The sequence below is a fragment of the Tahibacter soli genome, assembly GCF_025717065.2.
GTDB classification, from domain to species: Bacteria; Pseudomonadota; Gammaproteobacteria; order Xanthomonadales; family Rhodanobacteraceae; genus Tahibacter; species Tahibacter soli.
Map to the genome: position 1 here is coordinate 575,437 of NZ_JAOVZO020000017.1, position 18,813 is coordinate 594,249.

Genomic DNA, 18,813 nt, shown 5'->3' on the forward strand with positions numbered 1-18,813 from the left:
AGGGAGGATGCAAACGTGAAGTATTACGGAATCTTCGATGCGCCGACGCCGGTGCAGGGGCAGCAGCAGTCGGGCGATACGCCGGACGAGAAACGCCAGCGCGAAGTGCTGCGCCTCGCGATCGAGATGAACGACTCTTCGCAAGTCTTCGAACTCGTTCGTTTGCGCGACCTCGACGAGAGCACGAACCTCGACGAGTTTACGGTTGCCAATCGCCTGCGTGCCGAACTCGGTGCGCAGAAAATCACGCTGCTGGCTGTCGGACGCGGTGCGGAATTCGCGGTGCGGGTGCTCGCCGAGCTCGCAAAGCTCGACGCCGATGCCATCGCCGCCGGCCGTTACCGGCGTGGCGTCGCGAACCTGATCCTGATCGTACCGAAGCTCGATCCCGATGCGTTCGCGGCGGAAGGATCGAGTCTGCGAATGTCGGCGCTGGCGAGCGCCGTTTGCGATCACATCGTCGTCTTTCACGGCACGGGTTGTCTGCCGACGCCGGTCTGCCGCGAGACCGGCATGGCCGGCTCGCTCGGGCACGTCGGGCCGGCTCGCGCTTGCCTCGGCAACGTGCTGTGCGTCGACATATCGCATCTGACACTCGCCCATCTGCCTTGCGTGAAGGCGGCGATGGAGTCGCTCGAAGTGCTCGGTCTCGTCGGCCGCGCGGTTGCCGGCACCGGCAGCACGGCGCTCGCCGAATTCGCCAAGCGCATGCACTGCTGCCCGTCGAAGCCCGCCGCATGACCGATGCTGCGGGAGCCGAAACCGGCTCCCGCAGCCTTGCGATCAATTCGGCTTCGAGTAGCAGACGCTGAACCCGCCGCTGCCCGAATACGAATACGGCCGCCAGCGGTACGTGCCCGCCGTGCCGTTGTAGCTGACGCTTTCGTTCGACGTCGAGGTGATGCCCTCGGCCACCTTGCTCCACGTCGAACCGCTCTGCTTTTGCAGCTCGAGTTCGAAGTCGGCGTTGCCCGGGCCCGCGCTCGTGCCCGCGTGCGTGCCGCTGCCGGCCGACGCGTACGACGGCAGCAGTACCTGAGCGCCGGTGCCGGTCAGCGCGCCCACTTCGAGCGTGCCGCTGCATCCGCCGCCATACGCGGCCGAGATGCTGACGTTCGACGTCGCCGCGTCCGACACCGCGAGCACGTACCACGTACCGGCCGCCGGATTGGTAATTTTGCACGCTTCCACATTGGTGGTTCCGGTCGACTGGCACGTCGCATTGCTCGTCGTCGGAGCCGACCCCTGTTTGACATAGATGTCGATGTCGCCGGTACCGCCCCAGGTATTGAACGAGATCGCCTGACGACCCGCCGGCACGTCGATCTTGAACACGCGCTGCGCGCCGGCGGCGCCGGACACGCCGGTGACCGCCGTGTAGTTCGACAAGGTGGTCTCGGTGCCGCCGCCGCCGCAGCTCGACGACAGGCAGCTGCCGCCCTCGACGCGGTTGCGGATCACCTGCGCCGGCTGCGCGCCGAAGCCCTTGTTGAAGTTGATGCCGGTGCTGGTGAGATGGCAGTAGCTCATGATGGTGCCGCCGCCGGACGGGATGCCGGGCAGCGCGCAGCCGCCTTCGGTGCTGCCGGCGCAGCTGTCGATCGCGGTGTTGTTGCCGTTCCAGACGCAGGCATGCGTATGCCGCGAGCCGAGCAGGTGGCCCGCCTCGTGCGTGATCACCGACACCGTCCACGAGTACGTCGGCACGTTGCTGTACGAGGTGTTGATGCCGCTCGTGCACATGCTCGCCGAACGACTGGCGTTGCAGATGCCGGAGAAGCCGGCCGCGACGCCGCCGCCGAGCGAGCGGAACGTGACGAGCTGCGCGATCGTGCCGGCGAAGCTCAACGCGCGGCTCGACTGGAAGCTCGACAGGTTCGCGGTCGAGCTCGAACCGTTGTACGGATCGGCCGACGTCCAGATGTACAGTTGTTGCAGCTTCAGCGTGATGCCGTCGTTCGCGTAGATCGTCGCGGAGTTGTTGAAGATGCCGGTCAGGAAGTCGGTCGTGGCCTGCATGCTGCCGCGGTTCGTGTACACGTCGTACTCGGCTTCGAGCCACTGCGTCGCGCACTTGACGGTTTCGGCCGCGTCGGGCGCCGGCGCCGCGGCGTCGACCGCGCGGTCTTCCCAGTACTCGGCGAAGCTCGACGGCTGACCCTTCTCGTCCATCGCGCAGGTCGGCGCGCGCGACTGGTCGATCAGACTCGTCTCGGCGTAGACGACGTGGCGGTTGTCCTTGTTCGCGCCGTCGAGACGGCCGACCACCCAGTTGCCGTCGGTCGGCGTCGAGAACGTGCCCATGATCTCGCGATCGAACACGCTGATCGCCGCGAACGAGCCGGCTTCGCCCTTGACCACGCCGCGATAGTGCAGGCCGCGATGCAGTTTCGACGTGTCTTCGCCGCCGCTGCCTTCGATCTTGAAGTCGGCCGCGAAGATGTCGTGCTGCACGAGTTCGAGTTCGACCTCGCCGCGCTCGCGCGTCGGCAGCACGAGCGTCATCGAACGCGGCTGGCGGCGGTTGAGATTCGCCAGCGCCTCGGGCGCAAGATCGAGCAGCGCGCCGCCGCTCAAGGCCTGTCCCGTTTCGGCGTTGCGGCTTGCCGCCTGCGTTTGCTCGCGGAATACCGAAACGCGGGCGAGCGCGTCGGCCTTGCCGCGCACGGCGTCGACCTGCCGCGCGAGCGGGCTTTGCCCCGCGTGGTCTTCCGGCGTCGCGGCGCCGAGATTCATCGCCGCGAACAGCAGCGCCGGCCCGAACAGCCGTGCGATGCGGCGCATGCCGGCCTGCGAGCGGCCGGCGGTGTATGACTTCGACATGTTCCCCTCCCGTTAACGTTGCGTTGGCCTCGCGGCCGTTCGAACGTCCTTGTCAGGAGAAGCGGAGGGCGATGGTGTCGACGCGCGTCAGGGACGTGCGGCGACATCGCACAATGGTCGACGCAGGCTCGCGCCGCGGTCGCCCGCGTCGTTCGCGCTGCCTCGTCAAGCCGGACGCGACGGTGCCCCCCGGCGCCGTCGCGGCTTTCCGTATCCCCGGAACATCCGCTCCCGATCCCGGCGCGCACCTTTACGCCGTTTGCGAGAAAATTCCACACGCAAATGAGATAAATGAGGACATGTCACATAAGCAATAAGAATACGTCTTGCAACTTGTCGCTTATCCGCGCCGGCTGCGGCGAAAAAAGCCAAATGATGCGGCGCGGCACGATTCAAACGCCGGTTCGATGGCACCGGTGGCATCGCCGACAATGCGAAAAACGGTACGGCGTCGCAGTTCCCGCATGTCGTGCAATCGGTGCTTGACCATGCGAAACACGGACGGCGTACGCTCGCGCCGCTCGCCTTCCTGCCGACATTCGCGGAGTGCTCATATGGGTCGATCGATCGTGATGTTGTTGCTCGCGAGCGCCGTGCTCGCCGCGTCGGCGCACGCCGCGCAGCGCACGAGCGTCGCAACCGGCCGCTGGAGCGCGCCGGCGACGTGGGCCGGCGGGCAGGTACCCGCCGACGGCGACAGCGTCGTCGTCGCGGCCGGCACGGAGGTGACCTACGACGTCGCCGCGCGCACCGTCGCAGGCATGGTCGTCGAAGCCGGTGCCGCACTGCGCTTCGATCCGGATGCGTCGTCCGCGCTGTCGTCGAGCGCGAACGTCGTGATCGAAGGCCGCCTGACGATGCGGCCGGCCAACGCGTCGGTCGACCAGTTGCTGCAATTTACCGGTGTGAACGAAGCGGCGTTCGTCGGCGGCGGCATGGTGCCGCTCGCGACCGACGTCGGCCTGTGGGTGATGGTCGACGGTCAGCTCGATCTCGTCGGCACGCCGCGTTCGGGCTGGCTGCGCCTGGCGGGCGGCATCGCCGCGGGCGCGACGGCTGCGACGCTCGACGCCGCGCCGACCGGCTGGCGCGCCGGCGACGAGATCGTCGTGGCGCCGACCGAACCGCCGACCGTCGACGAACCGGCGTTCGACGGTTTCGACGCCGCGACCCTGACCCAGGTTGCCGGTGCCGCGATCGCGTGGAACACGCCGGCGGCGCGCGCGCATCCGCGCGTCGAGAACCGCTGGAGCGCCGAGGTGATGAACCTGACGCGCAACGTGCGCATCGAGGGCCGGAGCACCGGCCGCGCGCACGTGTTCATCCATTCGCGCCGGCCGCAGACGGTCAACTACGTGCAGATCCGCTACATGGGGCCGCGCAAGCCTGCCGAGGTCGGCACCGACCCGGTGCTCGGCCGCTACGGCCTGCATTTTCACCACGGCTACGACGGCAGCCGCGGCTCGCAGGTGATCGGCACGGTGGTGCGCGACACCGGCGCGCACGCGTTCGTGCCGCACCTGAGTCACGGCATCGCGTTCCACGACACCGTCTCGTACACGACGTATGACGAAGCGTACTGGTGGGATCTGTCGCCCGACACGGTCACGTGGGGCGACGAGACGCACGACACGGTGTACGATCACGCGCTCGCCGCGCGCGTGCTCTACGATCCGCCGTTCCGCGGCTACCGGCTCGGCGGATTCAGCCTGGGGCAGGGGCTGCGCAACGTCCTGCGCGACAGCGCCGCGGTCGGCGTGCGCGGCAACGGCGAAGCGTCGGGCTTCAACTGGCCCGAATCGAGCGGCGCGAGCCAGGAGCACGGCGTGTGGGATTTCTCGCGCGGCAACGTCGCGCACAACAACGCCGTCAACGGCGTGTTCATCTGGCAGAACGACAACGAGCGCCATCTGCTGGCGAATTTCGACGCCTATCACAACGGCCGCTACGGCCTGCGTCATGGCGCGTACGTCAATATCTACCATTACATCAATGGAACCCTGTACGGCAACGGCGACGGCGCGCTGTACCTGCAGGCCGTATCGGCAGGCCCGCTCGCGTCGCGCTTCGACCGCATGACGTTCGACGGCGGCGACATCGTCGACTACCTGATCGTATCCGACGACCACACGTCCGACGGCACCGTCGAGCCGACCGTGTTTCGCGACGTCGTGCTGCGCCGCGCGCGCGTGGCGGCGGTGCACATCGGCCTGTCCGACCGCGACAATCCCGACGCGCTCGACTTCGAGTATCCGACGTTCGCGACGCCGGCCGACGTCGTGTTCACGCCCGACGCGCCGGACGCGAACGTCGTGCGCATCCAGACCGGCGCGGCGAGCGCCGTGCGCGTCACCAAGGCCGGCCGCACGACGATCGCGCCGTTCGCGCGCGCCGACGCCGACCACAGCCTGCCGCAAAGCTCGCTGACCGCGCCGCTCGGCGGCTCGGTGCTGTCGGGCACCGCGACGCTCGAAGCGTATGCGTTCGACGACACCGGCATCGCGCGAATCGACCTGTACGTCGACAACGTGCTGCGCGGCAGCGCGACCGCGCCGCCGTACCGCTACTCGCTCGTCACGGCGCCGCTCGGCGCCGGCTGGCGCACGTTCCAGCTCAAGGCGACCGATCTTGCCGGCAATGTGAACTATTCCAATATCGCCAGCTATCGCATCGACGACGGCGGCGCGCCGCAACCGCCGCAGCCCCCTGCGAACGACCGCGAGGCGCCGACGGTGAAGCTGTTCACGCCGGTCAAGAATCAGGTGGTCTCGAACACGACGGCCGTCACGGCCGACGCGCACGACGATTTCGGCGTGTCGAAAGTGGAGTTCTATGCGTCGAATCTCCTGATCGGCACCGACACGAGCCTGCCGTATGCGCTGTCGTGGGATACGCGCGGTGTCGCCAACGGCGCGTACACGATCGCCGCCCGCGCGTACGACTACTCGGGCAACGTTGCGAGCGACGAGGTCATCAACGTCATCGTCGCGAATACGACGATCGACCGGATTTTCGCGAGCGGTTTCCAGCCCTGATCGCGACATCGGCCGCCTTGGGGCGGCCGACGCGGATCGCGGCGCGCCGGCATCACGCCGTCAGCGCGTAAAGAAGCACTCCATCGCGCGGCGATAGTCGGTGGCTTCGGTGCGGGTGTCCTGGTTCGTCGCCAGACAGCCGGCGAGGCGCGCGCTGTTGGGCGACACCGCGCCGAATTCGCGGGCCATGCGGTTGATGACGTCGTAGGCCAGCATCTGCGCCTCGACGCAGTCGTAGAACGACGCCTTGGTGTCGAGCCGGAAGCAGTACATGCCGAGCCGGTTGCGCTCTTCGCGGCGCTTGCGCATGACGGCTTCGCGTTCGCGCTGCTCGCGCATGTACGCGGTTTCCGCGAGCGGCACGGCGACGCGGCAGGCAGCCGCGGTCCAGTTGCCGGCGGCGTCGCGGCATTTGTAGGTGACGGTGCCGCTCGACGCGGACATCGCCATGGCGAGCGCGATCAGGATTTGCATAGGCCCTTCCCCCTGGACGGGCACACTGGGTTGATGGGGGGATTCCTGTCCCTTTTACGCTCGGACGTTCCGGCCGACTGCGCCGTCGCACGCGTCGTCGGCCGGCACCAAAGTAGCGCGTTTGCGTTTACGGTCAAGAGGCAGCGAATGCGCTTTGTGCGCGGGTGCTCGGTTTGCGCACGGAATGCGACGGACGCACCGCGACGCGCGTTCAGGCGCGGCGCTTCTCCAGCCGCCAGGCGACGCCCGCCAGCACGAGCCAGGCGAAGAAGAACGGCCAGCGCGAGCCCTTCGTCGGCGCGCCGCCGTCGCCCCCGGCGCCGCCGACGAGCGCGCGCGTCGCGGCGATCGTCTGCGCGCGCGCCAGCGTCCGGGCGTCGTCGTTTGCGCGCACGAAGAAATCCTGCGTGGCGTCGCCGGCCACCAGGCGGTGCCAGCCCGCCGCGGCCGGCCAGAACGCCGCGCAGCGGTCGCCGGCGTCGCGTTGCGACGCCAGCGCGACGCGGCGGCCCTGCGGGCTTTCCACTTCCGCGGCGTCGGGCAGGCCGCAGATCACGGCGCGCTCGCCGATCCTCGCGGTTGCCGGCAGCGCCGCGCGTACCGCGCCGCGCGCGCGCGCCAGCGTACCGGTCGTCGCCGCCCACAACGCGCCGTAGCGCGCCGCGTACCCGGCGAGGGCGAGGCGATAGCTGTCGACGAGCGGCCACACGCCGACGCGACCGCGACCGTGCGTGCGCCACGACGCGAGCGGCGCGCCGGCCGGGTCGGCGACGAGCGCGATCGCGTCGTGCGCCGTCACCGTCACCGGCGTGCGCGTCAGCGCGGGCGACGCCTCGTCGCTGCTCAGGCGCACCGTTTGCGCGACGTCGGCCGGCGCGATCGCAAAGCCGTAGGCGGCCCAGTCGGCCGCGACGGCCGCGTCGAGCGGTCCGGTCACGCGCAGCAACAGCCCGAGTCCGTCGTCGACCGCGGCGGTCAGTGCGGTTTTCTCCGCGGCGGCCAGCGACGCCCATGCACGCTCGTCGACGACGACGAGGTCGGTGTCGGCGAGCGACGCGGCGTCGAGCGTCGCGTCGCCCTGGCGCAGCGCGAGATCGGTCGACAGCGCGATGCGGCTGGTCAGCGCGACGCCGGCGTCGGCAGCCCAGCGCCGCAGGTATTTGACGTCCGGATCGGGTCCGCCGGCGACGAGGCGCAGGCGCGGCGCGTCGCCCGCGTCGACCGCGAGCGGCAGCGAGGCCGTGTCGACGGCGGCGCCGTCGGCGTCGAGCGCGCGCAGCTCGAATCGGTAGCGGCCGGCGCGCTTGGCCTGCGCCGCCAGCGCGTAGCGGCCGTCGGCGCCGGGCGCGACGCTCGCGACGATCGCGCCGGCCGGATCGCGCAGCTCGACGCGACCGCCCGGTACGCCGGCGACGCGGCCGGCGACGCGCCAGGTGCCGCCGCTGCGAACTTGTGCCGAAGTATCGAGTTCCACGATGCCGCGCGGTTCGGCCGGCGCGTCGAACGCGACGCCGAGGCCCTTCGCCGCGTCGCGATCGCGCGCCGGCAGGCCGTCGCCGACGATGACGAGACGCTGCGTGTCGGCATGGCGGCGCAGCGCCGTCGCGAGGTCGGGCACGCGTTCGACGCCGGCGGGCGCCGCGGCGCCCGGCAGCGCGACGACGGTTGTCGTGCGATCGATCGCACCGTCGCCGTTGCCCGGCGTCAGCACCGCGAGCGCGCGCGCGGCGGTCGCGCCGGGCGGCGGAAACAGGAACAGGTACAGCGCCGCGAATGCGAGCGCGTGCACCGCGAACAGCGCGATGCGGCGCGCGCCGGCGGCACGCCACGCGACGAGCGCCGCGAACACGGCCGCCGCGACGAGAACGACGAGGAGCAGCGACGCGTTCATGGCCGCTCCGTGCGCTTGAGCGCGTCGAGGTAGGCGCGGCCTTGCGCATCGGGCGCGCGACGCAGCGCGGGCGCCGCGGCCGGCGTCGGCAGCGCCGGCCAGAGCGCACCGCGCGCGCGTTCGCGGCAGTCGGCGCACGCGGGATCGCGGCGCACCGCATCGAGCGCGGCGCGCAGGCCGAGTTCGTCCGGCAGCGACGTGCCGTGACGGGCGAGCCATGCGTCGAACGCGGCGAAGTCGGGCGTCGTGCCGTCGGCGAGCGCCTGCGCGAGATTCGCGGCGGTCGCGTCGGCTTGCGCGGCGGCGAGCGCATCGGCCGGATCGGTCACGCCCTTGCGGTCGCCCGACAATCGTCGCGTTTCGTCGAGCGCGGGCAGTTCGAGGCCGACGCGCGCGAGGTAGATGCGCGTGGCCTGCTGTACCTGTTTGATGTAGTCGAGCGCCTTGTATTCGTACGGCAGCGCGGCGTCGGGCTTGCCGGTGCGCAGCTCGCGTTCGGCCTGCCACATTTCGTCGAGCGCGGCCTTGAGGATGCGGCGCGTTTCCGGATCGAGCAGCGTCGCGGCTTCGGCGTGGTCGTGCGTGTGGCCGAACTGCGCGAGCACGTTGCCGGCGTCGCCGAACGCGCCGGCCTTCGGCGCGGCGTGGTCGTCGTGCGTCAGCGCGTCGGACTGCGTGGCCCCGCGCTTGTCGGCACCGTGCTTCTCGTCGCCGTCTTCGTGTTCGTCATCGTGCTCGTCGTGCTCGGCCGCTTGCGGCTTCTCGGCCGCGCTCGATTCGAATTCCTCGCCGAGAAACTGGCCGTAGCGCAGGCGCAGGATCTTCTGATCGACGCCGATCTTGTCGGATTTTTCGAGCAGTTCCTCTTCGGAAAGATTGGCCTTGTCGGCCACGAGCGCTTCGGTATCGATGATGATCTGACGCTGGCTGCGGAAATACGCCGGCAGCGTCTTGCGCACGAGGCCGTCCATGCCCGCGCTTTCGGCGCTCGCTTCGGGCGGCCAGCGCAGGATGAAGCTTGCGCTCCGGGTGACGTTCGGCGTCGGCTGCCGGTTGTCGGCGAGCGCGAGTTTGACGATCACGTCGTCGCCGGGACGAATGCCGAGCGACGCCAGATCCAGCGTATGCCGGTAGCGGCGGTGCCGCGCGTCGCCGTCGCCCTGCAGCACGATCGCCTGCTCCTTGAACGTGATGTTCTCGCCGGTGCCCTGGGCGAGCGTGATCGCGAGCGTGGCGTCGCCAAGGCCGTAGTCGTCGCTGCCTTCGAACGCGAGGTCCCAGGTTTTCTGGTCGTGTTCGAGCAGCGTCAGCGTCTTGTCCGGTGCGGTGACGCGCACGTCGGGCGCCTGGTCGGGCACGGCGTCGATGCGATGCAGCGTGTCGGGCGCGACCGGCGGCGCGCCGTCGACGACGACGCGGTACAGCGCCGATCGTTCGAGCGTGCGCGTACCGGTCCAGCGCTCGCCGTCGCGCGCGAGCGCGGTGCGCGTGCCGTCGTGGAATTCGAGCGCGACGGCCGCGGGCGTCGTCGAGAACGCGAGCTGCCACGTCAGCGCGGCGCCTTCCGGCACGCGCGTGTCGAGCGCCGGTTCCGTGCGAGCGGCAAGGCCGGTGTACGCCGGCGGCGCGATCGCGAGACGCGACGCGACGATCTGCGTCGAACGCGCATCGCCGTTCGCGGCGGCGGCATCGCTCGCCGCCGGATGCGGGAATTGCGCGCGGTTCGGCAGCCACAACGAGAGCGCGGCGACGACGGCCGCGGCGGCGAACGCGACGGCCAGCGCGCGCGCCGGCATCGCCGGCCGCAGGTCCGGCGCATGCGCCTGCAGGCGTTGAACGAGGCGCTGTTTCTGCAATGCGGCGAGCGTGCCGAGGTCGGCCTCGTCGCGATACAGCAGTTCGGCGCTGTCGTCGAAGCGGATATCGGCCGCGTCGAGCCGGCGCGCGATGAACGCCGCATCGACGCGGCGGCGGTCGTGCCGCCACAACGCGAATCCGGCCAGCGCGATCGCGATCGCTGCGACGAGCGCGCCGGTCGTGCCGCCCTGGCGCCACGCGAGCGGCAGCGCGGCGAGCGCGAACGCCGCGCCGAAGCGGGCGCCGATCGACGCGCGGCGCCGCAGCACCGCGTCGCGCAGCTGCGCGAGTATCTGCGTCGCGCTCATGACGCGGGCGCCTTGCGCGCGGCGTGCCACGCGAGCCCGCGCTCGACGAGCGCGAGCAGCGCGATGACGAGGATCAGCATGTCGTCGATGCCGGCGGCCGCCGTGCGCGCGGGCGTCGTCGCGCGCGCTTCGACGAGCGGCGCCACCGCGTCGGCCGGTGCGCGCGTCGGCGTCGCGGGTCCGGCGACGAGGCGTTCGAAGTCGTGCGCGAACGTCGATTCGAGCAGCAGCGGCAATGCGGCCGGCGTCAGCGGCTGCGCGAGCCCGATCACACGGCCGCGGCCGTGCGCCGTGACGCGCGCGAGCACGCGGCCGTCGCCGTCGAGCCACGCGGCGGCGCCGTCGTTCGCGCGGTCGGTCACCACGACCGCGCCGTCGTTCGCGCGCGCGAGGTCGTCGCGCGTCGCGTCCGCGCCGAGCCGCGCGATGACGTCGGCGTCGCCCGGGGGCGCGTCGGCGGCTCGTTCGTCGAGCCGCCAGCGTTGTGCCGGCGTATTCCATGCGGCGACCGCGGCGCGCAGATGCGGCAGCGCGGCGGCGTCGGGCGCGCCGCGCAGCGCGAGCGTGCGCAGCGGCGTTTTCGTGTCGGGTTGCGGCGACGCGCCGGCAACGACCTGCCACTGCACCGCGCGACCGAGCGCGATACGTTCGGCGTCGAGGCCGCCGAGGTCGGCCGGCGCGACCACGGTCAGCGCCGTTTCGCGCGCGAGGTTCGCGTCGAGTTCGCGCAGCAGCGACGAGATACTCGCGCGTGCGTCGACGTCGGGCGCCGCACCGGTCGCGCCGATCGCCGGAAAGCCCGGTGCGACCCAGTGCCAGCTCGCGTTCGCGTCGGCGAGTCGGCGCGCCTGCGCCAGATCGGCGCCGGGAACGACCGCGACCCACGCGCGTTCGTCGCGCGTCGCCGCGTCGAGCACCGGTTCGGCGAGGAGGAAGGCGATCGCGCCGATCAGCGCGAGGCGCGCGGCGAGCAGCCAGGGATGTTCGAGTCGCAGGCGACGGCGCGGGCGTTCGGGACCGCGCACGAAGCGCAGCGCCGCGAACGGCGTTTCGCGGCGATCGGCGCGGCGGGACAGGTGAATCAAGAGCGGCAGCGCCCACGCGGCGAGCGCGGCGAAACCGAGCGGCAGCGCGAACGCGAGGCTCATGCGCCGGCCTCGCTGCCGCGCGCGCCGTACAGGCGCGCGAGCGGCGCGTCGATCGCCTCGTCGAGCACGTGGCGCGCGTAGCGGATGCCGGCCGCGGCGAGGCGGTCGGTCAGCACGCGCTGCGCCGCGGCGAAGCGGTCGAGAAACTCGCGCCGGGCGGGGGCGGCGTCGACGCGGCGTTCTTCGCCGGTTTCCGGATCGACGAAGCGGTGGTTGCCGGTGAACGGAAAATCGCGTTCCTCGGTCGTGAGCAACTGGACGAAGACCACTTCGCGGCGCGCGGCCGCGAGCCGTTCGGCGAGTGCGACGAGCGCGTCGTCGAAGCCGTCGGAAACGACGATCGCGAGCGAGCCTGCCGCGACGCGTTCCCAGATCGGGCGCAGACGCGTCTCGTCGGGCATGCGGCCTTCGGGCGCGAGGCGCAGCAAGGTCTGCAGGCAGCGATCGCGGTGGCGCGGGCCGCCGTCGGCCGGTACGAGTTCGAGGCCCGCGCCCGCGATGCCGACGAGGCCGAAGCGGTCGCCCTGGCGCAGCGCGAGCTCGATCGCGCACGCGGCGATGCCGCGCGCGGCGTCGAACTTCGCGCGTTCGCCGTCCGCCTGGCGCATCGACGCGGTCGCGTCGAGCACGATCCATGCGGTGAGCGGGCTGTCGCGTTCGGATTCGCGCACGAAGAAGCGGTCCGAGCGTGCGTACAGCTTCCAGTCGACGCGGCGCGGCTCGTCGCCCGGTTCGTACGCGCGGTACTGCGCGAACTCGAGGCCCGATCCGCGGCTGCGGCTCGTATGCTGGCCGAGGCCGTGCGCGCCCGCGGCGCTGCGCGCGGTCAGGCGCAGCGCCTTGAGCCGGGCTCGCACGTCGGGCGGAATCAGCGCGCTCGGGTCCAAAGGTTCAACCCGGGAAAGGTACGGAAGTAAACAATGCGGCAACGACGTCATCGGCGCTGCGGCGCTCGGCTTCGGCGACGAACGACAGCAGCAGGCGATGGCGCATCACCGGCGCGGCGAGCGCCTTGACGTCGTCGCGCGTCGCCGCGAGGCGGCCTTCGAGCAGCGCGCGCGCCTTGGCGGCGAGCACGAGCGACTGGCCCGCGCGCGGACCGCAGCCCCAGCGCACCCATTCGCGCACTTCGCGCACGTCGCTCGTCTGCGGACGCGTGGCGCGCACGAGGCGCGTGATCCACGTCAGCACGTCGTCGCCGATGTGCACCTCGCGCGTGAGCTGCTGCAGCGCGATGATTTCCTCGCCGCTCATCACCGCCGGCACCTTCGCGCCGGCCTTGCCGGTCGTCTGCGCGAGAATCGCGCGCTCGTCGGCTTCGTCGGGATAGTCGACGCGGATGTGCAGGAGGAACCGGTCGAGCTGCGCTTCGGGCAGCGGATACGTGCCGGCCTGCTCGAGCGGGTTCTGCGTCGCGAGCACGAAGAACGGCTCGGGCAGCGCGTACGTCGTGCCGCCGTAGCTGACGGTGTGCTCCTGCATCGCTTCGAGCAGCGCGGCCTGCGTCTTGGGCGGCGTGCGGTTCAATTCGTCGGCGAGCAGCAGGCTCGTGAACACCGGGCCGCGCTGGAACTTGAAGTGACGCTTGCCGGTGCCGTGGTCCTCTTCGAGGATTTCGGTGCCGAGGATGTCGCTCGGCATCAGGTCGGGCGTGAACTGCACGCGGCGGAAGTCGAGCGTCAGCGCCTGGCCGAGCGAACGCACGAGCAGCGTCTTGCCGAGCCCCGGCACGCCCTCGAGCAGGCAGTGGCCGCCGGCGAGCAGGCCGATCAGCAGCTGTTCGACGACGTCGTGCTGGCCGACGATCGCGGCGCCGATCGCGCGCTTGAGCGCGCCCAGGCGTTCGATGCGTGCGGCGATAGTGTGTTCGGTTGCGGTATCCATCGGTAACCTCAGGCGGTCAGCGCGTACACGGCGATGTTCACCGCGAACTTGGTGTTGTCTTCGGCGAGCCAGCGCTTGTTGCGCCAGTCGTAGTCCCACTCGCAGCCGTAGTCCTTGTTGCTGTAGAGCACGCCGAGCCGGCCGTCGATCTCGATGCCTTTGAGATAGTCGTGCACGAGATCGTCACCCCAGCCGTTCAGTTCGAAACCGGTCGCGGGCGGGCCGTCGAAGCGAAAGAAGCTTGAATACAGCGCGTGGTTTTTCGGGAGCTTTGCGAGCGCATCGGCGCCGAAGATCGCGGTCATTTGCGCTTCGAACGATTTGGCGAACAGGCCGTCGATGTCGTGGTTGCAGTCGTCGACGAGCACGAACCCGCCGTTGCGCACGTAACGCTCGAAATTGCGCTTCTCGTCGGGGTTGAACTCGACGAGCTTGTGACCGGCGAGATAGCAGAACGGCGCGGTCAGCATGCGCGGATCGGCGAGCGGAATCACCCGTTCCTTCGGATCGACGCGCAGCGTGGTGTACTGGATCAGCGCGTCGATCAGGTTCGACGGCATGCGCTGATCGACGTCCCAGTCGCCCGATTCGTACATCAGGCGCGTGAACGTGAAGTCGAACGCGCCCGTCGCCTGCGCGCGGGCGCGCGGCGGCAGCGCGGCGAGCGAGCCGGCGGCGAGCATCAGGCGGAGGAATTCGGCGCGGGTCATGGGAAAAGTATAGGACGTGGCGAATGCCACAAGGCGAGGGATGGCTGCGACGTCGACGCGACGGAGGCGTCGCCCCCTCACCCCAACCCTCTCCCCGGGCGAGCCCGGGGGAGAGGGAGCGGATCGTTACACCGCGTCCGACAGCGACGTGAACGTGAAGTCGCGCAGCTTCATCGGCGGAATCATCATCGTGAACGGCGACTCGTCGTCGCCGACGCGCACCGGCTTGCCGATGTCCTCGATGTTGTTGAGCATGATGATCGGCGATTCGTTGAAGCGGAAGTTCTTGATCGGGTATTTGATCTCGCCGTTTTCGACGTAGAACGTGCCGTCGCGCGTCAGGCCCGTGAGCAGCACCGTCTGCGGATCGACCATGCGGATGTACCACGTGCGGGTCACGAGAATGCCCTTCTTCGTGTCCTTGACGAGGTCCATCGTCGACTTGTCGCCGCCGACCATGATCAGGTTGCCCGGCTGGCCGACCGCGCGCTTTTCCTTGAGCTTTGCCCAGTAGCGCGAATACTGCAGGTAGTCGACCTTGCCCTTGGTGATGATCGGCGTCTTCTCGCGCGGCAGGCCGTCGTTGTCCCACGGCGCGACCGAAGCGTCCTTGTCCCACGGATCGGAATAGATCGTCACGCGCTCGTCGAACATCTTCTCGCCGAGCTTGTTGCCGCCGCCCTTCTTTGAAAGAAAGCTGCGTCCTTCATCGGCCTGGCGCGCATCGAAGCTGAACATCATGAAGGAGATCAGGCCCGCGGTCGCGGCCGGTTCCATGATCACCGTGTACTTGCCCGGTTCGAGCGCCTTGGCGTCGGCCGAGCCTTTCGCCTTTTCGATCGCGATCTGGATTTCGCTCTTGGCGTTGAACTGGTCGACGTCGCCGACGTTGCGCGCGACCCAGCCCGAACCGCGGCCGTCGTCGGTGCGCACCGTGCAGGTGAAATCGACCGCGCTCGACTTCTGGTAGCCGAAGTTGCCCTTGCTGTTGGCGATCGCGGTGAAGCTCGAGTTGTCGGAGAAGAAGCCGGCGGCGACGAGCTTGTCCTTCTTGCACGGCTCGATGCAGTCGGCGGCGACCTGCGCGCGGTAGGCCGGCGTGATCGCGGCGGTCTTCGCGTTGAAGGTTTCGCTCGGCTTGTACGTCTGCTTCTCGATGGCCGGCATGAACTCCGGATTCTCCGGCGCGAGCTTGGCCAGCTCTTCGGCGCGGCGGACCACTTTCTCGAGCGACGCGTCGTCGAACTCGTTGATCGTCGCGGTGCCCACGCGCTTGCCGAACGCCACTTCGACGCCGAGTTCGGCGTTGTTGACGATGCCGCTCGTCGACACGGCGTTGCGCGCGTAGCGGATGTTGCCGGTGATCGAGCCGCCGAGCTGCGCGTTGCACTGGTCGGCCTTCGACAGCTTGATGACTTTGTCCAGGATCGCTTTCGCTTCCTGCTCGGTATAGATGCTCATGAAGGTCCTCCTTGCCGTCAGCCGAGGCTGCGCGCGGTGTTGATGACGTTGATGCCGTTGAAGCGCGCCGTGGAAGAACCGTGCGACACCGCCGACACCTGACCCGGCTGACCCTTGCCGTCGAAGAACGAGCCGCCGAAGCGGTAGTCCTTGTCGTCGCAGACCGCGACGCAGGCGTTCCAGAATTCCGGCGTGCGGATCTGGTAGGCCACGTCTTCGATCATCTCGGTGACCTTGCCGTTCTTGATTTCGTAGAACAGCTGGCCGCCGAACTGCGCGTTGTAGCGCTGCTGGTCGATCGAGAACGAACCGTCGCCGACGATGTAGATGCCGTTCTCGATGTCCTTGATCATGTCGTGCGGCGACATTTTTTCCTTGCCCGGCGCGAGCGAGACGTTCGCCATGCGCTGGAACTGCACGCTCGACCAGGAGTCGGCGTAGCAGCAGCCCTGCGATTCCTTGAGGCCGAGGATGTGCGCCTGGTCGCGGATGACCTGGTAGTTGACGAGCGTGCCGTCCTTGACGAGATCCCAGCGCTGCGTCTTGACGCCTTCGTCGTCGTAGCCGACGGCGCCGAGCGAGTTGGGCTGCACCTTGTCGGCGAACAGCGTGACCTTGTCGCTGCCGTACTTGAACTTTTCTTTCCACTTGTCGAGCGTGGCGAAGCTCGTGCCGGCGTAGTTGGCCTCATAGCCGAGCACGCGGTCGAGTTCGAGCGGATGGCCGACCGACTCGTGGATCGTCAGCCACAGGTGCGACGGATCGAGCATGAGGTCGTACTTGCCCGGCTTGACCGAACGCGCCTTGAGCTTTTCCTGCGCCTGCTTGGCGCCGGCGACGGCGTCTTCGAGCATGTCGTACGAATTGCCGTAGACGACCGCGCCGCCGGGCAGCGTGACCTTGTCGGCGACCTTGGCGTCGAGATATTCGTAGCCCATGCCCATCGGGCTCGACATGCCTTCGCGCGTGCGGAACTTGCCGGTCGCCTTGTCGACGGCGGTGACGGTCATCGGCGCCCAGATGCGGTGCACGTCCTGGTCGATGTACGAGCCGTCGGTCGACGCGAAGTATTTCTGTTCGTTGACCTGGAACAGGATCGAATTGACGAAGCTCGCGCCCGCCTTGATCGCCGCGGCGTTGACGCCCAGGAGCAGGTCGACCTTCTCCTTGATCGGCACTTCCATCGCGTTCTTCTTGATCGGCGTGGCCCAGGACACTTCGCCGACGCCCTTGACCGGCGCGAGCTGCACCGGTTCGGTGGTCAGGCGCGAATTCGCCTTGGCGATCGCGACGGCCTGCTTGGCGGCCTTGGCGACGGCGTCCGGCGAGGTGTCGCTCGTGGCGGCGAAGCCCCAGGTGCCGTTGGCGATCACGCGGATGCCGATGCCCGACGATTCGGTGTTGACGACGTTCTCGACCTTGTCTTCGCGCGTGATGACGAACTGGCGCAGATAGCGCCCGATGCGCACGTCGCAGTACGTCGCGCCGTCGGCCTTGGCGGCCGTCAGCGCGGTGTCGGCGAGCGTTTTCTTGGTCTTGACGTCGAGTTTGCTGAGCAGTTGCTCAGCGGCGATCGCGCGGCCGTAGACCGGGATCAACAAGGCACCGAGTCCGGCGCCGCCCACTTGCAGGAAATTGCGTCTGTCCATACCAACCCTCCGAGGTGTTCCGATGTGCCGCCGAGCGGCGCCACGCGTTGCTGATGCGTCTTCGGCGCATCGGGTTGCATGCGCCCCAAGCGAGAGAACACGCAGCGACGGGGCTGCGCGGCTCGACCAGTCGGGCGATGGTGGGGCAGGGGAGGCGCCGCGTCTTGTGACGAAGGGCATGGGTGGGTGGCTGTATCTTTTTGCTCGTCATTCCAGCGGAAGCTGGAATCCGGCTGTTCAAGGCGTCAAAAGCAAAGGCTGGATCCCAGCTTGCGCTCACTGCTGTCCGGAATAAATATCATTTCCAATCAGCCAGTTGAGGCTGTCGAGCATCGAGCTCGGCAGCCTTGGTCGCTCGTCGTTGTCGCATGTCCTCGTGCAACTGCGGCCGCTCGAACAAAGTCATGCGTAGAACGGCGGTGAACAGCCAGAGCGTCGCGTCGGTTTTCGTGCGATGTCTTAACAAGGCCACGAGCAGATAGACGATCAGCGCGATGAGCAATTGTGTACGCACCGCGTTGGGAGATCGGCCCAGATAGCGCTTGATGTTCAAGTGCTGCTTGAGCCACTTGAAGAACAATTCGACGTCCCAGCGTTGTTGATAGCAGGCGGCGATCTGCGCAGCACTGCGGTCCAGGTCGTTGCTGATCAGCACGAGCGTCTGGTCGTTGTCTCTTCGTATCGTGATACGCCGCAGCCGCGCGGTATAAGGATTCTTGCGGCCCGCGCCGGGGTTCTTGTTGCTCAGACGCACGACTTCGTCAGCCAGAATCCGGGATCGATTGCCCGGAGGAATCGGCAGTGTCTGCTCGACCTTCAGCACCGCGTTGGTCTTCACTCGCGTGACGAACCATGCGCCGGCCTGGTGGATCGACCACCACCAGCCATAGTCGCAGTAGCCCTTGTCGAACACGTACGTCGTGCCGCGTTCGATCGGTATCTTCGCTCCTTCGGTCACATCGTTGACGTTGGCCGCCGTGATGCTGTGATAGACCGGCACATCCGCATCGTCGAGCGCCACATGCAGCTTCAGCCCTTGCGTGAAGCAGTTGCTCGTATCGGACGTCCACGCGTCAAAGCCGTTGCCTTTGAGCGTGATCGAGGTCGAGTCGATCCGTACCAGCGTCCGCTGGCACTCCTTGCGCAGCTTGCGCGCCACCTGCGACATCAGCATTTGCGCCACCGCTCCGAACACCGCCGGATCGCGCTGGTTGGCATCGGCCAAGGTCGAGTGGCCAACGAGTCTGGTGCGCAGGTGATAGTGGTGGTTCGACAGCGCCTTCAGACCGCCGGTGAGCGCGCGCAGGCTCGTGGCGCCCTGCAACTGCGCACAGGTCATCGCCACGAACTGGTCCCAGCGTTTGAACTTCTTGAGGTGCTTGTCGGCGTTGTGCTGACGCACCTGCGCGTCGAAGCGGGCGCGGAAGCTCTCTTCCAATAGTTCGCCCAGGCGGCTTACTCTGTACATCGTTGCGGCGCTCGGATTTGAGTTGGCGCTCAGGGTCTTATCCCGTTAATCCAAGCGCCGCAACACTTTTCGCTTGCTCGTATACAAATATTCCGGACAGCAGTG

Annotated in this window: 13 protein-coding genes; 2 read left to right on the forward strand and 11 right to left on the reverse strand. The window is 68.7% G+C overall.

The window, feature by feature from the left end:
• Positions 1-15: 15 nt before the first annotated feature.
• A complete protein-coding gene (locus tag OD750_RS13695) occupies positions 16-741 on the forward strand; it encodes a hypothetical protein (RefSeq protein WP_263545797.1) in 726 nt (241 codons plus the stop codon).
• Positions 742-783: 42 nt separating this feature from the next.
• On the opposite strand, the gene OD750_RS13700 is transcribed toward OD750_RS13695, so the two are convergent.
• The gene (locus OD750_RS13700; protein WP_263545798.1) at positions 784-2,823 is read right to left on the reverse strand and encodes a M12 family metallo-peptidase; all 2,040 of its coding nucleotides are present in this window, start codon (positions 2,821-2,823) and stop codon (positions 784-786) included.
• 554 nt (positions 2,824-3,377) lie between these two features.
• Between OD750_RS13700 and OD750_RS13705 the strand changes: the two genes are divergently transcribed.
• The gene (locus tag OD750_RS13705) at positions 3,378-5,858 is read left to right on the forward strand and encodes an Ig-like domain-containing protein (protein WP_263545799.1); all 2,481 of its coding nucleotides are present in this window, start codon (positions 3,378-3,380) and stop codon (positions 5,856-5,858) included.
• Between the two features lie 60 nt (positions 5,859-5,918).
• On the opposite strand, the gene OD750_RS13710 is transcribed toward OD750_RS13705, so the two are convergent.
• From OD750_RS13710 to OD750_RS13755, 10 genes are all read right to left on the reverse strand, one after another.
• Positions 5,919-6,332 (reverse strand): hypothetical protein, encoded by a 414-nt coding sequence (locus OD750_RS13710; RefSeq protein WP_263545800.1) that lies wholly within the window; start codon positions 6,330-6,332, stop codon positions 5,919-5,921.
• 211 nt (positions 6,333-6,543) lie between these two features.
• Positions 6,544-8,223: a carboxypeptidase regulatory-like domain-containing protein gene (locus tag OD750_RS13715; RefSeq protein WP_263545801.1), complete on the reverse strand. Its 1,680-nt coding sequence runs from the start codon at positions 8,221-8,223 to the stop codon at positions 6,544-6,546.
• Complete coding sequence (locus OD750_RS13720) at positions 8,220-10,388, reverse strand: DUF4175 domain-containing protein (protein WP_263545802.1); 2,169 nt, start codon at positions 10,386-10,388, stop codon at positions 8,220-8,222. Before OD750_RS13720 ends, OD750_RS13715 begins: the two co-directional genes overlap by 4 nt.
• Positions 10,385-11,536: a BatA domain-containing protein gene (locus OD750_RS13725; protein WP_263545803.1), complete on the reverse strand. Its 1,152-nt coding sequence runs from the start codon at positions 11,534-11,536 to the stop codon at positions 10,385-10,387. Before OD750_RS13725 ends, OD750_RS13720 begins: the two co-directional genes overlap by 4 nt.
• The gene (locus OD750_RS13730) at positions 11,533-12,423 is read right to left on the reverse strand and encodes a DUF58 domain-containing protein (RefSeq protein WP_263545804.1); all 891 of its coding nucleotides are present in this window, start codon (positions 12,421-12,423) and stop codon (positions 11,533-11,535) included. The genes OD750_RS13725 and OD750_RS13730 overlap by 4 nt, the downstream gene beginning before the upstream one ends.
• A 4-nt stretch (positions 12,424-12,427) precedes the next feature.
• Entirely contained in the window at positions 12,428-13,420 is a 993-nt protein-coding gene (locus OD750_RS13735) for an AAA family ATPase (protein WP_263545805.1), read from the reverse strand.
• Between the two features lie 8 nt (positions 13,421-13,428).
• Positions 13,429-14,130: a DUF4159 domain-containing protein gene (locus tag OD750_RS13740; RefSeq protein WP_263545806.1), complete on the reverse strand. Its 702-nt coding sequence runs from the start codon at positions 14,128-14,130 to the stop codon at positions 13,429-13,431.
• Between the two features lie 126 nt (positions 14,131-14,256).
• Positions 14,257-15,591, reverse strand: a complete 1,335-nt coding sequence (locus tag OD750_RS13745) for a TldD/PmbA family protein (protein ID WP_263545807.1) — start codon at positions 15,589-15,591, stop codon at positions 14,257-14,259.
• Positions 15,592-15,608: 17 nt separating this feature from the next.
• Positions 15,609-17,240, reverse strand: a complete 1,632-nt coding sequence (locus OD750_RS13750) for a TldD/PmbA family protein (protein WP_263545808.1) — start codon at positions 17,238-17,240, stop codon at positions 15,609-15,611.
• A gap of 298 nt (positions 17,241-17,538) precedes the next feature.
• Positions 17,539-18,708: an IS4 family transposase gene (locus tag OD750_RS13755; protein ID WP_263541087.1), complete on the reverse strand. Its 1,170-nt coding sequence runs from the start codon at positions 18,706-18,708 to the stop codon at positions 17,539-17,541.
• Positions 18,709-18,813: the final 105 nt, after the last annotated feature.

Bases quoted from the DNA above. Each gene is read 5' to 3' on its own strand.
- OD750_RS13700 (WP_263545798.1), bottom strand. From the start codon at position 2,823: ATGTCGAAGTCATACACCGCCGGCCGCTCGCAGGCCGGCATGCGCCGC.
- OD750_RS13705 (WP_263545799.1), top strand. From the start codon at position 3,378: ATGGGTCGATCGATCGTGATGTTGTTGCTCGCGAGCGCCGTGCTCGCC.
- OD750_RS13710 (WP_263545800.1), bottom strand. From the start codon at position 6,332: ATGCAAATCCTGATCGCGCTCGCCATGGCGATGTCCGCGTCGAGCGGC.
- OD750_RS13715 (WP_263545801.1), bottom strand. From the start codon at position 8,223: ATGAACGCGTCGCTGCTCCTCGTCGTTCTCGTCGCGGCGGCCGTGTTC.
- OD750_RS13720 (WP_263545802.1), bottom strand. From the start codon at position 10,388: ATGAGCGCGACGCAGATACTCGCGCAGCTGCGCGACGCGGTGCTGCGG.
- OD750_RS13725 (WP_263545803.1), bottom strand. From the start codon at position 11,536: ATGAGCCTCGCGTTCGCGCTGCCGCTCGGTTTCGCCGCGCTCGCCGCG.
- OD750_RS13735 (WP_263545805.1), bottom strand. From the start codon at position 13,420: ATGGATACCGCAACCGAACACACTATCGCCGCACGCATCGAACGCCTG.
- OD750_RS13740 (WP_263545806.1), bottom strand. From the start codon at position 14,130: ATGACCCGCGCCGAATTCCTCCGCCTGATGCTCGCCGCCGGCTCGCTC.
- OD750_RS13745 (WP_263545807.1), bottom strand. From the start codon at position 15,591: ATGAGCATCTATACCGAGCAGGAAGCGAAAGCGATCCTGGACAAAGTC.
- OD750_RS13750 (WP_263545808.1), bottom strand. From the start codon at position 17,240: ATGGACAGACGCAATTTCCTGCAAGTGGGCGGCGCCGGACTCGGTGCC.
- OD750_RS13755 (WP_263541087.1), bottom strand. From the start codon at position 18,708: ATGTACAGAGTAAGCCGCCTGGGCGAACTATTGGAAGAGAGCTTCCGC.